The following is a 13,366-nucleotide window of genomic DNA, read 5'->3' on the forward strand; positions in this document are numbered from 1 at the left end:
CTCCGCTTGCTCCGGTGCGGCGGGCCGTCGCATTCTGCGCGTCCGATGACGAGCCTTTCGCCCACCGCGACCGCCCTGCCCGCGCGCAGCGCCTATCACGACCATATCGTCGACACCCTGATCGCCGAACGGGCGCCGCGGCTGTCGGGGGGCCCGCTGTGGCCGCTGCTCCGGCCGGCGCTCTACAGGATCCTCGACTACGGCAAGGCCCGGGCCATGGCCGACGCCATCGCGCCGATGCCCGGCCGCGCCGCGCTCGACTACGTCTCCGACCTGCTCAGCGTGAAGGTTCAGGCCCGCGGCCTGGAGCACGTCCCGCCCAGGGGCCGGGCGATCTTCATCTGCAACCACCCGACCGGCATCGCCGACGGCGTCGCGGTGTACGACGCGCTCAAGGGCCTGCGCCCGGACATCTGCTTCTACGCCAACTCCGACGCCCATCGCGTCGCGCCGCACTTCGACGAGGTGCTGATCCCGGTCGAGTGGGTCGAGGAAAAGCGCACGCGCGAGCGCACCCGCCTGACCCTGCAGCTGACCCGCGAGGCGATGGAGGCCGAGCGCGCGCTGATGATTTTCCCGGCCGGGCGCCTGGCCCGTCGCGGCCCCGGCGGCGTGCTCAGCGATCCGGAATGGATGCCCAGCGCCATCTCGCTGGCCCGCAAGTACCAGGCGCCGGTGATCCCTATGCACCTCGACGGCCCGTCCTCGACCCTGTTCCACTTCTTCAACCGCTTCTCCAACGAGCTGCGCGACATCACCCTGTTCCACGAGCTGCTGAACAAGCGTGGGCAGGAATTCTCGCTGATCCTCGCCCCGCCGGTGGCGCCCGAGGCGCTCGATCCTGACGCGGTCGCCGCGACCGAGGCCCTGAAGGCCTATGTCCGCACCCTGCCGCAGCATCCCGAAAGGCCGTTCGCATGATCACCCCGGCCGAAGGCGACTTCCGTCTCGACGACGAGGCCGCGACCGGGCGGCTCGGCGCGGCCATCGCCGCCGAGCTGAAGCCCGGCGAGGCGATCTGCCTGACCGGTCCACTGGGGGCCGGCAAATCGACCCTGGCCCGCGCCCTGGTCCGCACCCTGACCACACCGACCGAGGACGTCCCGAGCCCGACCTTCACCATCGTGCAGTTCTACGAAGGCGCGCGACTGAAGGTCGCTCACTTCGATCTCTACCGTCTCACCTCGGCCGACGAGGCGTATGAAATCGGCCTGGACGAAGCGCTCGAGGACGGCGCGGCGGTGATCGAGTGGCCCGAGCGCCTGGAGGGCCATCTCCCCCCCGACCGACTTGATGTAGAGATCGTCGTCGATGAGTCGCCGGACGGCGGGGAGGCGCGGCGCGCGCGGCTGATTCCCGCGGGCGCCTGGGAAGGACGTGGACTTGAATTCCGACCGTGACGGCCGCAAGGCCGAGTTCCTGAGGGCCGCGGGTCTGGCTGACGCCCGCCGCGAGCTGCTGGCCGGCGACGCCTCGACGCGCGCCTATGAGCGCCTACACCGCGCCGACGGCTCGACCGTGATCTTCATGGACCAGCCGCCGGCCGCCGAAAGCGCCGTCTGCCCGCGCGGCGCCAGCGAGGCCGAGCGCCTGGCCATGGGCTACAACGCCGCCGCGCGCCTGGCCGCCGGCTCGGTCGCCGCCTTCGTCACCACCGCCGCCTGGCTGCGCGATCACGGCCTGTCGGCCCCGCAGATCCTCGCCCATGACGTCGAGGCCGGCCTGGCCGTGCTGGAAGACCTGGGCGATGGCCTGTTCGCCACCCTGATCGCCGACGGCCAGCCCGAAACCCCGCTCTACGAAGCCGCCGTCGACGTCCAGATCCAGCTGCAGGAAACCACGCCGCCTGACGTCCTCGTCGCCGACGGGGCCGATTGGCCGCTGCTGACCTACGACGCCCTGGCGCTCAAGGTCGGAACCGACACCTTCCTCGAATGGTGGCCGCAGTTTGCGAAGATCGCGGCCTTCTCGGCCGAGGCGGTCGCCGAGTGGGACGCCCTCTGGGCCCCGGTGTTCGCCCGCGGCGCGGCCGGCGCCAACGTCTTCACCCACCGCGACTACCACGCCCAGAACCTGCTCTGGCTGCCGCAGCGGAGCGGCGCGGCCCGCGTCGGCCTGCTCGACTTCCAGGACGCCCTGCGCGCCCACCCGGCCTGGGACCTGACCCACCTGCTGCAGGACGCCCGCCGCGACGTCTCGCCCGAGCTGGAAGCCGCCATGCTGGACCGCTTCCTCGCCGCGCGCCCGGCGCTCGACCGCGAGGCCTTCATCCACGACTACCGCGCCCTGGCCGCCTCCAACGCCGCCCGCATTCTCGGCCGCGTCTTCGCCCGCCAGGCCCTGCTGGGCCGCAGCCAGTACGAGGCCTTCATGCCCCGCACCTGGCGCTACCTCGAACGCAACCTGACCGACCAGTCGATGGCCGGCCTCCAGGCCTGGTTCGACCGCCACGTCCCAGCGCAGGCCCGCCGATGAGCCAGATCAAGACCGCCATGGTCCTGGCCGCGGGTCTCGGCACCCGCATGCGGCCGCTGACCGATGATCGCCCCAAGGCCCTGGTCACCGTCGCCGGCAAGCCGCTGATCGACCACGTCCTCGACCGCCTGGTGGCGGCCGGGATCGAGCGGGCGGTGGTCAACGTCCATCACTTCGCCGACCAGATGGAAGCCCATCTCGCCGGCCGCCGCGACATAGAGATCGTGATCTCCGACGAGCGCGACGCCCTGCTCGACTCCGGCGGCGGCATCAAGCACGCCCGCCATCTGCTGGGCGACGACCCGATCCTGATCGCCAACATCGATTCGCTCTGGATCGAGGGCGAGACCCCGGCCCTGGAAACCCTCAAGGCGACCTGGGATCCGGAGGCCATGGACCTCTGCCTGCTGCTGGTCCGCCGCGGCCATGGCATCGGCTTCGAGGGACCGCAGGGCTTCTTCATGGACGAGGCCGGCCGCCTGACCCACTCAGCCAAGCCCGAGCCGCCGACGCCCTACGCCAATGTCGGCTTCCAGATCCTCAAGCCGCAGATCCTCGACGGCGAGCCGGACGGCGCCTTCTCGATCGTCCCGATCTGGTGGCGCCTCTCCGAACTGGGCCGGCTCCATGGCGCGGTGATGGACGGCTTCTGGATGCACGTCGGAGACCCCGCCGCCCGGGAGGCGACCGAGGCGAAGCTGCGGTGACGCGCGCACACCGAGATGCTCCCCCCCTGGGGGAGCTGTCAGCCGCATGGCTGACTGAGGGGGACTGCCGGCTCTATTCCTCCCCCATCCTGATAGGGGAGGGGGACCGGCGCAGCCGGTGGAGGGGGCGGCCGCAAACACGACGCCGGCCGCTCGCCCCCTCCACCTCCCTTCGGGCGGTCCCCCTCCCCCGCTTCGCAGGGGAGGAGAAGAACTCCCCATGAACCTCTTCACCCGCCCTGGCCCGCGCTGGTTCAACATCCCCGCCCACCGGCCGTTCGTGCAGGACCTGGCCGCCGGGCTCTATGACGCCCTGACCCCGCTCGGCCCGGACGCGCTCTCGCAGGCGATCATCCTGACCCCGACCCGGCGCGGCGCGCGGGCCCTGGCCGACGCCTTCATCGCCGCGGCCGGCGGCCAGGCCGTGCTGCCGCCGCAGATCCGCCCGCTGGGCGACCTCGACGAGGGCGAGCCGCCGTTCGAGCCGGGCGACCTGGCCGTCGAACTGCCCGCCGCCATCGGCTCGCTGCGCCGCCGCTTCGAGCTGACCCGCCTGGTCAAGACCCACGAGAAGCAGCTCGGCCGCGAGCTCGACGCCTCCGCCGCCCTGGAGCTGGCCGACGCGCTCGGCTCGTTCCTGGACAGCCTGCAGATCGAGGAGGTCAGCGGCGACGGCTTGGCCGAGCTGGTCGGCGCCGACCTGGCCGAGCACTGGCGCATCAGCCGCGAATTCCTGGAGATGGCCCAGGTCGCCTGGCCCGCGCGCCTGGCCGAACTCGGCCTCGTCGACGTCTCCCAGCGGCGCGTCGCCCTACTGCGCAAGCTGGCCCAGGCCTGGACCGACCGGCCGCCTCAGGGCGTGCTGATCGCCGCCGGCTCGACCGGCACCGCGCCGGCCACCGCCGACCTGCTGGCCGTGGTCGCCGCCGCGCCGCAGGGCGCCGTGGTTCTGCCCGGCCTCGACGACAGCCTGGCCGAGAGCGCCTGGATCGAGGTCGGCGAACAGCATCCCCAAGGCGCCATGCGCCGCCTGCTGCACCGCGCCGGGGTCGAGCGCCGCGACGTCATGGAGTGGCCGGCCTCCTTCACCCTCGACTCGCGCGGCCGCTGGCGCCGCCGGGTGATCAACGAGGCCCTGCGCCCGGCCGAGCGCACCGCCGACTGGCTGTCGGTGATCGAGAGCCTGCGCCGCGAGGGCGACAAGGACGGCGTCGACGCCATCGCCGAGGGCCTGTCCGGCCTTTCCGTCGTCACCGCCCGCGCCGAGGAGGAGGCCGCCACCACCGCCGCCCTGCTGCTGCGCGAGGCGCTGGAGACGCCCGGCCGCACCGCCGCCCTCGTCGCCCCCGACCAGGCCCTGGCCCGCCGCGTCGCCGCCAAGCTGGCCCGCTGGGGCGTCGCCGCCGACTCCTCGGCCGGCCTGTCGCTGTCGGGCTACGGCGGCGGGGTGCTGGCCGGGCTGGTCGCCAAGGCCGCCATCGATCCGCTCGACCCGATCACCCTGTTGGCGATCCTCAAGCATCCGCTCGTGCGCCTGGGCCTCGATCCCGAGCATCTCGTCGAGGCCCGCGCGGCGCTGGAGCGGGAGGGGCTTCGCGGCCCGCGCTGTACGACCTGGCCGGCCCTGGAGGCCCGGCTCGGCAAGTCCGAGATTGCGCTGGCCCTGGCCCGCACGCTGCAGGCCGGCCTCGCCCGCCTGCTGATCGACACGCCCGACCAGGCGCCGGCCGACGCCGCGCGGCGGCTGACCGAAACGCTCGAAGCCCTGGCCGCCGATCCGCTCGGCGACAGCGGCGACCTCTGGGCCGACCACGGCGGCGAGGCGCTCGGCCGGCTGCTGGCCGGGCTGATCGACGAATCCGAGGGCCTGCCGCACGTCACCGCCCGCGGCTTCGCCGACCTGCTCTCGCGGCTGATGGCCGGCGAGAGCGTGCGGACCGGCGGTTCGACCCATCCGCGCCTGCGCATCCTCGGCGCCATCGAGGCGCGCCTGACCCGCGCCGACCGGCTGGTGGTGGCCGGGTTGGAGGAAGGCGTCTGGCCGCAGGGCGCCCCGCTCGACCCGTTCCTGTCGCGGCCGATGCGCGAGCGCCTGGGCCTGCCGCCGCCCGAACGCCGTGTCGGTCTCGCCGCCCACGACTTCGCCCAGGCCGCCTGCGCGCCCGAGGTGATCCTGCTGCACTCCGAACGCCGCGAGGGCGCCCCGGCGGTCAAGTCGCGCTGGCTCTGGCGGCTGGAGACCCTGGCCCGCGGCGCCGGCGTACTGCTGCCCGGCCGTCCCGACGTGCTCGACTGGGCCCGCGCCCTCGACGCCGCCCAGAAGTACGAGCCCGCCAAGCGCCCGGCTCCCTCGCCGCCGATCGAAGACCGCCCCCGCAAAATGGCGGTCACCCGCATCGAAGCCCTGACCCGCGACCCGTACGGCGTCTGGGCCCGCGACATCCTCAAGCTCTTCCCGCTGGACCGCCCCGACGAGGCCGTCGAGGCCCGCGCCCGCGGCACCGCCATCCATGCCGCCTTCGAGCGGTTCGCCCTCGACTACCCGCGCGAGCTGCCGCCCGACGCCGCGGCGATCTTCGAAGCGATGTACGTCGCCGAGCTGGAAGCGGCCGGCATGCCGCACGAGGCCCTGGCCCGCGAGGCCGCCCTGGCCCGCGAAGCCGCGCTCTGGGTCGCCGACCTCGAAGCCCGCCGCCGCGCCGACGGCCGCGCCATCCACGTCGAGAAGGCCGGCGAACGCACCATCGAGGCCCTCGCCGGCCCATTCACCGTCACCGCCAAGGCCGACCGCATCGAGGTCGACGCCCACGGCTATGGCCACATCCTCGACTACAAGACCGGCAAGGCCCCGTCGAAGAAGGTCGTGGAGACCGGCTTCTCGCCGCAGCTCACCCTCACCGCCGCCATCCTGGCCGGCGGCGGCTTCCCCGACATCGGCCGGGCCGAGCCCGGCGAGCTGACCTATCTGGAGGTCACCGGCCGCAAGCCCGCCGGCCGCGAGGAGGTCCGCGCCGCCGCCGGCGAGGAGAGCGCCGACGCCGCCGCTCGCGCCCTGGAGGGCCTGGCCAAGCTGATCGACCAGTTCGACCGCGGCCGCCCCTACGCCTCGCGCGTCGCCCCGCAGTTCGTGAAGCTGCACATGAGCGACTACGACCACCTGGCCCGCGTCTTCGAGTGGTCGACCAGCGGCGAGGAGGACGGCGAGTGAACGCGATCATCACCGCCGGGGACCCGCAGCGCCTGGCCGCCGACCCCGCCATCTCGGCCTTCGTCACCGCCAACGCCGGCTCGGGCAAGACCAAGACCCTGATCGACCGGGTGGCCCGCCTGCTGCTGGCTGGGGCCAAGCCCGAGACCATCCTCTGCGTGACCTACACCAAGGCCGCCGCCGCCGAGATGCAGCGCCGGCTCTATCACCTGCTGGGCGGCTGGTCGGTCTATGACGACGACAGCCTGCGCGCCGAGCTGGCCAAGCTCGAGGGTCGCGCCCCGGACGCCTACGACGCGCGCAGCCTGTCGAAGGCCCGCGCCCTGTTCGCCAGCGCCCTGGAGACGCCGGGCGGGCTGAAGATCCAGACCATCCACGCCTTCTGCGAAAAGCTGCTGCGCCGCTTCCCGCTGGAGGCCGGCGTCTCGCCCGGCTTCCGGGTCATGGACGACAGCGCCAGCGCCGCGGTCGCCGACGCCGCCCGCAAGGCCGTCGCCCGTCACGCCCTGCGCGGCGAGGGCGCGGTCGCCCAGGCCTATGCCCGCTTCTCGGTCGCCCTCGACTTCCAGAGCTTCCAGGGCATGTTCGCCACCTTCGAGAGCCAGCGCGGCGCGCTCGGCGCCTATTTCGACCGCCATGGCGGCCTTCAGGGCGTGGTCGAGCACGTCTGGCAGGTCTGCGACTTCGACGCCCCGACCGATCCCGACGAGGTCGAAGCCCAGGCGCTGGCCGAGATGAACCGCTCGGTCTGGCGTGACTGCGTCGAGGTGCTGGCCCAGGGCGGCAAGGCCGACATCACCAACTCCGCCAAGCTGGCCGCCGCCCTCGCCCCCGGCGCGGGTTTGGACGAGGCCCTGGCCGCGCTCTTCACCGAGAAGGGCGAGAGCACGCCGGTCGCCTGGGTCGCCAAGACCGCCGGCCTCAAGGTCCGCGAAGACCTGCGCTTCTTCCTGCTGGCCGAGCAGGACCGCCTGGAGATCGCCCGCGAACGCCGCCGCGCCGCGCGGGTGGCGCACGACACCCACGGCGCGCTGATCCTGGCCAGCGCCTACCTCGCCGCCTACGCCATCGAGAAGACCGCCTCCGGCGCGCTGGACTTCACCGATCTTATTGAAAAAACACGCGATCTCGTCGCCTCGCGGCCCATGGCCGCCTGGGTGCTCTACAAGCTCGACGGAGGGGTTGATCATGTCCTCGTTGACGAAGCCCAGGACACCGCTCCCGAGCAGTGGGAAATCGTCCGCGCCCTCACCGAAGAGTTCTTCTCCGGCGCCGGCCAGCCCACCGAACGCCTGCTCGACCGCAACATGTTCGTGGTCGGCGACGAGAAGCAGTCGATCTACTCCTTCCAGGGCGCGCGGCCCGAGCTGCTGATCCAGGAGTTCGAGTTCCACCGCGAGCGCGCCACCGGCGCCGGCTTCCGCTTCGAGCGCGTCGACCTGCTGACCTCCTGGCGCTCCACGCCGCAGGTGCTGCGCTTCGTCGACGCCGCCTTCTCCCCGCCCGAGCTCGCCGCCGCCATCCTACCCCGCGTCGAGGCCGAGGCTATCGTCCACCAGGCGGTGCGCTCCGACGCCGGCTGCGTCGATCTCTGGCCGTTGGAGCGCGAGGAGAAGGGCGATGTCCGCGACGCCTGGGACGCGCCGCTCGACGAAGAAGGTCAGGCCAGCGCCAACAAGCGCCTGGCCGAGAAGATCGCCGCCGAGATCGCCGCCCTGATCGAACGCGGCGACGCCGTGCTCGACAAGGACAGCCGCCAGCCGCGCCCGGCCACCGCCGGCGACGTGCTGATCCTGGTCCGCCGCCGCAAGGCGCTGTTCGAGGAGATCCTGCGCGCGCTCAAGCATCGCAAGATCCCGGTGGCCGGCGCCGACCGGCTGGCGCTCAGCGAGCACATCGTCTTCGACGACCTGCTGGCCCTGGCCCGTTTCGCCCAGTTCCCCGCCGACGAGCTGACCCTGGCGTCCCTGCTGCGCAGCCCGTTCTGCGATCTCTCGGACGACAGCCTCTACGCTCTGGCCCATGGGCGGGGGCGGGAGAACCTCGCCGCCCTGCTGCGCCGTCGGCGGGAGGAGACGCCCCAGTGGGCCGCGGCCGCCGACCTCGTTGAATGGCTGGTCGCCAACCGCGCCGCCCGCCCATTCGAGTTCTATTCGCGGCTGCTGGCCCTGCGCGACGAGGGCGGCCGCTCGATGCGTCGACGGCTGATGGAACGGCTGGGCGCCGAGGCCGAGGACGCGCTCGACGAATTCCTAGCCCAGGTGCTGGCCGCCGAGGGCCGCGGGGTCGAGGACCTTGAGAGCCTGGCCGCCGCGCTCGCCAGCCTCGACATCACCGTCAAGCGCGAGATGGAAGCCGGCCGCGACGAGGTGCGGGTGATGACCGCGCACGGCGCCAAGGGCCTGGAGGCGCCGATCGTCTTCCTGCCGGAGACGACGCTGGGTCGCACCGCCCGCGGCTCGCCGCTGATGCGCACGCCGCAGGGCGGTTTCCTCTGGAGCGCGTCGAAGGGGACCGACTGCGCCGCCTCGCTCGAAGCCCGCGAATGGCGCGCCCGCAAGGACGAGGAGGAGGCCGCGCGCCTGCTCTATGTCGCCCTGACCCGCGCCCGCGATCGCCTCGTGCTCTGCGGCCGGGTGTCGGCCACCGCCAAGGAAGAGAACATCAAGGGCTGGTGGGGAGCGGCGGTCGCCGCCTTCGACCACGCCGACGTCGGCGGCGACAAGCGCACCATCGTCGGCGGCGGCCGGGAGTTCGTGCGCTTCGGCCCCGATCCGGTCCCGCTCGGCCGCGCCCAGGCGCACAGCGAAGTTGTCGCGCCGCTGCCGGCGTGGGCCCAGATCGCCCCGCCCGCCGAGGCCTTCGCCCGCTACGCCTCGCCCTCGCAGCTCGGCGAGGACGTGGCCACGCCCGCCACCTCGCCGCTGATCCGCACCGAGGGTCTGGGGCGCTTCCGGCGCGGCGACCTGATTCACCGGCTGCTGCAGATCCTGCCCGATCTGCCGCCCGCGGAGCGCGAAGCCGCCGCCGGCCGCATCCTCTCGCGCGAACGTGATCTGACCGACGCGCAGCGCGCCGAGATGACCGCCGCAGCCCTAGGCGTGCTCACCGACGCCCGCTTCGCCGAGGTGTTCGGGCCCGGCAGCCGGGCCGAGGTCTCGGTCGCCGGGACCGCCCGCGGCCTGCCGCCGGGCCTGGCCATTTCCGGGCGCATCGACCGGCTGGTGGTGCTGCAAGACCGTGTCCTGGTGGCGGATTTCAAGACCAACCGCCCCTCGCCCGACCGCATCGAGGACGCCGACCGCGCCTATCTGCGGCAGATGGCGATCTACGCCGCGGTGCTGGAGGACATCTTCGAAGGCCGGTGCATCGAGGCGGCCCTGGTCTGGACCGATGGCCCGAAGCTGATGGCGGTTCCAGAAAACCTGTGGCGTCAGACCCTTGCCGACCTCCATCGTGAAGGTTGATACCAGGGCCATGCCCGCCTACATCGGCGGATCGAGAGCCGCAGCCACGCGTTTTTCAGGCTGGGCTATAAGGAGCTTTTCATGAGCACCGTGACGGTCACCGACGAATCCTTCGACAAGGACGTTCTGCAGGCCTCCAAGCCTGTGCTGGTGGACTTTTGGGCCGAGTGGTGCGGCCCCTGCAAGCAAATCGCTCCGGCCCTGGAGCAGATCGCCGCCGAACTCGGCGAGCAGGTCACCGTGGCCAAGCTGAATATCGAAGACAGCCCGACGACTCCGTCGCGCTACGGCGTGCGCGGCATCCCGACGATGATGCTGTTCAAGGGCGGCCAGATGGCGTCGATGAAGGTCGGCGCCATGCCCAAGCAGAAGATCGTCGAGTGGCTTAACGAAGCCGGCATCTGACTGCCTCTGCGCAGCCGGGCCCCGCGGGTCCGGCTGCGTCAGCCTTTCGCGGGCGCGGTCGCCATCCAGATGACGTGCCGCGCGCCGCGCTTGCCGCCCGTGGCGCGCACCCCGACTTCCTCGACATCGTAGCCCGCCTTGCGCAGGCGCTTGGTGAAGCGCTCGTCGCGGGCCGACGACCAGACGGCCAGGATCCCGCCCGGCCGCAGAGCGCGGCGCGCCGCGGCCAGACCACCATCGTTGTAGAGCCTGTCGTTCTCCGCCCGGCTCAGGCCTTCCGGACCGTTGTCGACGTCCAGCAGAATGGCGTCGTAGCTCTCTCGGCCCGCGCGGATCAGGTCGCCCACATCCCCAAGCGCGATCGTCAGGCGCGGGTCCTTCAGGCACTCGCCCGACAGGTCGGCCATCGGCCCACGCGCCCAGTCGATGATCTCGGGCACCAGTTCGCCGACCGTCACCTGTGCCGACGGGCCCAGGTTCTCCAGGGCCGCGCGCAGGGTGAAGCCCATGCCGAAGCCGCCGATCAGGAAGTGCGGCCGGGGACGGTCCTTGAGGCGATCGCAGGCCAGGGTGGCCAGCGCCTTTTCCGAGCCGCTGAGCCGGCTGCTCATCAATTCGATGGCGCCCGACATGATCGAGAACTCGGTCCCGCGCTGCATCAGCCGCAGTTCGCCGCCATCGCCCGGCACGACCGCGGTTCCGAGGTGAAGCCACGGGATCATGTCGGCCAGGTCTCGGGGCTCATGGCCAGCACCTCGCCGGCGAAGTGCAGCCCGCCGCAGATCAGGATGTGCGGCGCAGGCCCCGGCATGGCCAGGGCGCGGCGGACGCCCGCCTCGACGTCGGCGACCTCATCCACGGCCAGGCCGGCCTGGGCGGCGGCGGCGGCCAGTTCGTCGGCCGGCGCCGCATTGGGCGAATCGAAGGTGGTGGCGAACACGGTCGGCTTGAGGTCGGCGAACGGCTGGAAGAAGCCCAGGGCGTCCTTGCGGGCGAACATCGCGGCGACCAGCACCAGCGGCCGCGGATCGCGCGCTGTCAGCCGCCCGGCCGCCTCGGCCAGGGCGCGGCCCGCGTGCGGATTGTGCCCGCCGTCCAGCCACAGGTCAGAGCCGCGCTCGGCCGCCAGCCGCGCCATCGGCCCCTCGGTCAGCCGCTGGAAGCGCGCCGGCCAGACGGCGCTGGAGACTCCCTTGGCCAGCGCCGCCTCGTCGATGCGCGGATCGTCCAGCGCCAAGGCCGCAGCCACGGCCAGGCCGGCGTTGGCGAACTGATAGCCGCCGAACAGGCTGGGCGCCGGCAGGTCGTAGAGCTGGTCGGGCATCTGCACCAGCAGCCGGCCGCGCTCTTCCCAGGCATCGAAGTCGCGGCCCATCAGGGTGACCGGCGCGGCGAGCTTCTCGGCCTCGTCGAGGATGACGGCCTCGCCCTCCTCCATCTGCCGGGCGACCACGACGGGGCGGCCCTGCTTGATGATCCCGGCCTTCTCCCAGGCGATCTTGGAAAGCTCCGGCCCCAGCATCTCCAGGTGGTCGTAGTCGACCGGCGTGATCACGCTGACGGCGGGGGCGTCGAAGATGTTGGTGGCGTCGAACCGGCCGCCCAGGCCCACCTCGACGATGCAGAGATCGGCCGGCGTCTCGGCGAAGGCCCGGATCGCCAGCACCGTGGTGATCTCGAAGAAGCTGATCGGCTCGCCGGCGTTGGCCGCCTCGAGCTTGTCGATCAGCTCGCTCATCCGCGCGTCGCTGATCAGCTCGCCCGCCACCCGGATCCGTTCGGCGAACCGCACCAGGTGCGGCGAGGTGATGACATGGACCTTCAGGCCCGCCGCCTCGGCGATCGCCCGCAGGTACGACACCGTCGAGCCCTTGCCGTTGGTGCCCGCGACATGGATCACCGGCGGCAGCTGGCGCTCGGGATGGCCCAGCGCGGCCAGCAGCCGCTCGACGCGGCCGGTCGTCAGGTCGATCAGCGAGGGATGGTGCGCCCGCAGCCGCAGGATCGCCTCGTCCGAAGCACGGATGGGATCATACATGTCTAGTTCCTCCCCCACTGGGGGAGGGGGACCACGAAGTGGTGAAGGGGGCCGCAGCCGCCGCAACGCTCGAAGTCAAAGTCCCCCTCAGTCAGCTTCGCTGACAGCTCCCCCAAAGGGGGCGCAATGGCAAGGCCTAGGCGGCTTTCGAACGGTCGCGTCCCATCATCAGGGTCTTGAGCAGCGAGCCCAGCACCGGCCGCATCTCGGCGCGGGTCACCACCCGGTCGATCTGGCCGCGTTCGACCAGGAACTCGGCGCGCTGGAAACCCGGCGGCAGCGTCTCGCGGATGGTCTGCTCGATCACCCGGCGGCCGGCGAAGGCGACCATGGCGTTCGGTTCGGCCAGGTGGATGTCGCCGAGCATCGCGTACGAGGCCGAGACCCCGCCCGTGGTCGGGTCGGTCAGCACCACGATGTAGGGCAGGCCGGCGGCCTTCACCTCGTTCAGCGCCAGGGTGGTGCGGGCCATCTGCATCAGGGCCAGCGTGCCCTCCTGCATGCGCGCGCCGCCGGCGGCGGTGAAGATCACGTAGGGCACGCCGCGCTTCACGGCTTCCTGCGCGGCCTTGATGAAGGCCTCGCCGACGCCGACGCTGAGCGAACCGCCCATGAAGCTGAAGTCCTGCACCGAGACGACGCAGGGCACGCCCTCGATGGTCCCGTAGCCCGAGCTCATCGCGTCCTGCGCGCCGCTCGCCTTCCGGGCCGCCTTCAGGCGTTCCATGTAGGGCTTGGTGTCGGGGAACTTCAGCGGATCGTCGACCACGCCCTTCGGCGCTTCCAGCTTCTCGTACTGGCCGTCGTCGAAGGTGTAGCGCAGGCGCTGCTCGGCGCCGATCCGCATGTGGTGGCCGGACGGAGTGACCCACAGGGCCGTCTCCAGATCCGAGCGATAGATCATCTCGCCGGTGTCCGGGCACTTGACCCAGAGGTTTTCCGGGGTCTCGCGCTTGGCGACCAGATTGCGCACGCCGGGCGCAATCCGGGACAGCCAGCCGCGACGTTCGCGGGGCGCTTGCGGGCCTTTGCCCGGTTTGTCGTTTCGCTGTTCAGCCATCGCCAT

The 13,366-nt window shown here is 72.1% G+C and carries 10 protein-coding genes; 7 read left to right on the forward strand and 3 right to left on the reverse strand.

Going from position 1 to position 13,366, the window contains the following annotated elements; genetic code table 11:
* Positions 1-45: 45 nt before the first annotated feature.
* From ACSQ2H_RS20840 to trxA, 7 genes are all read left to right on the forward strand, one after another.
* Positions 46-921: a 1-acyl-sn-glycerol-3-phosphate acyltransferase gene (locus ACSQ2H_RS20840; protein WP_436063276.1), complete on the forward strand. Its 876-nt coding sequence runs from the start codon at positions 46-48 to the stop codon at positions 919-921.
* Positions 918-1,400 (forward strand): tRNA (adenosine(37)-N6)-threonylcarbamoyltransferase complex ATPase subunit type 1 TsaE, encoded by a 483-nt coding sequence (gene tsaE / locus ACSQ2H_RS20845; protein ID WP_436063277.1) that lies wholly within the window; start codon positions 918-920, stop codon positions 1,398-1,400. Before ACSQ2H_RS20840 ends, tsaE begins: the two co-directional genes overlap by 4 nt.
* Entirely contained in the window at positions 1,378-2,475 is a 1,098-nt protein-coding gene (amgK, locus tag ACSQ2H_RS20850) for an N-acetylmuramate/N-acetylglucosamine kinase AmgK (protein WP_436063278.1), read from the forward strand. Before tsaE ends, amgK begins: the two co-directional genes overlap by 23 nt.
* Complete coding sequence (locus ACSQ2H_RS20855; RefSeq protein WP_436063279.1) at positions 2,472-3,182, forward strand: nucleotidyltransferase family protein; 711 nt, start codon at positions 2,472-2,474, stop codon at positions 3,180-3,182. The genes amgK and ACSQ2H_RS20855 overlap by 4 nt, the downstream gene beginning before the upstream one ends.
* Positions 3,183-3,402: 220 nt before the next feature.
* Complete coding sequence (gene addB, locus ACSQ2H_RS20860; protein ID WP_436063280.1) at positions 3,403-6,390, forward strand: double-strand break repair protein AddB; 2,988 nt, start codon at positions 3,403-3,405, stop codon at positions 6,388-6,390.
* The gene (gene addA, locus ACSQ2H_RS20865; protein ID WP_436063281.1) at positions 6,387-9,857 is read left to right on the forward strand and encodes a double-strand break repair helicase AddA; all 3,471 of its coding nucleotides are present in this window, start codon (positions 6,387-6,389) and stop codon (positions 9,855-9,857) included. The genes addB and addA overlap by 4 nt, the downstream gene beginning before the upstream one ends.
* Before the next feature lie 81 nt (positions 9,858-9,938).
* On the forward strand, positions 9,939-10,262 hold the full coding sequence (gene trxA / locus ACSQ2H_RS20870) for a thioredoxin (RefSeq protein WP_183771157.1): 324 nt from the start codon (positions 9,939-9,941) through the stop codon (positions 10,260-10,262).
* A 38-nt stretch (positions 10,263-10,300) separates the two neighbouring features.
* Here the strand turns inward: trxA and ACSQ2H_RS20875 are convergent, their stop codons facing one another.
* From ACSQ2H_RS20875 to accD, 3 genes are all read right to left on the reverse strand, one after another.
* The gene (locus tag ACSQ2H_RS20875) at positions 10,301-10,984 is read right to left on the reverse strand and encodes a spermidine synthase (protein ID WP_436063282.1); all 684 of its coding nucleotides are present in this window, start codon (positions 10,982-10,984) and stop codon (positions 10,301-10,303) included.
* The gene (locus tag ACSQ2H_RS20880; RefSeq protein ID WP_436063283.1) at positions 10,981-12,300 is read right to left on the reverse strand and encodes a bifunctional folylpolyglutamate synthase/dihydrofolate synthase; all 1,320 of its coding nucleotides are present in this window, start codon (positions 12,298-12,300) and stop codon (positions 10,981-10,983) included. Before ACSQ2H_RS20880 ends, ACSQ2H_RS20875 begins: the two co-directional genes overlap by 4 nt.
* Positions 12,301-12,436: 136 nt before the next feature.
* The gene (gene accD, locus ACSQ2H_RS20885) at positions 12,437-13,366 is read right to left on the reverse strand and encodes an acetyl-CoA carboxylase, carboxyltransferase subunit beta (protein WP_436063284.1); all 930 of its coding nucleotides are present in this window, start codon (positions 13,364-13,366) and stop codon (positions 12,437-12,439) included.

The sequence above is a fragment of the Phenylobacterium sp. LjRoot97 genome (genome assembly GCF_964254345.1).
Taxonomy (GTDB): Bacteria; Pseudomonadota; Alphaproteobacteria; order Caulobacterales; family Caulobacteraceae; genus Phenylobacterium.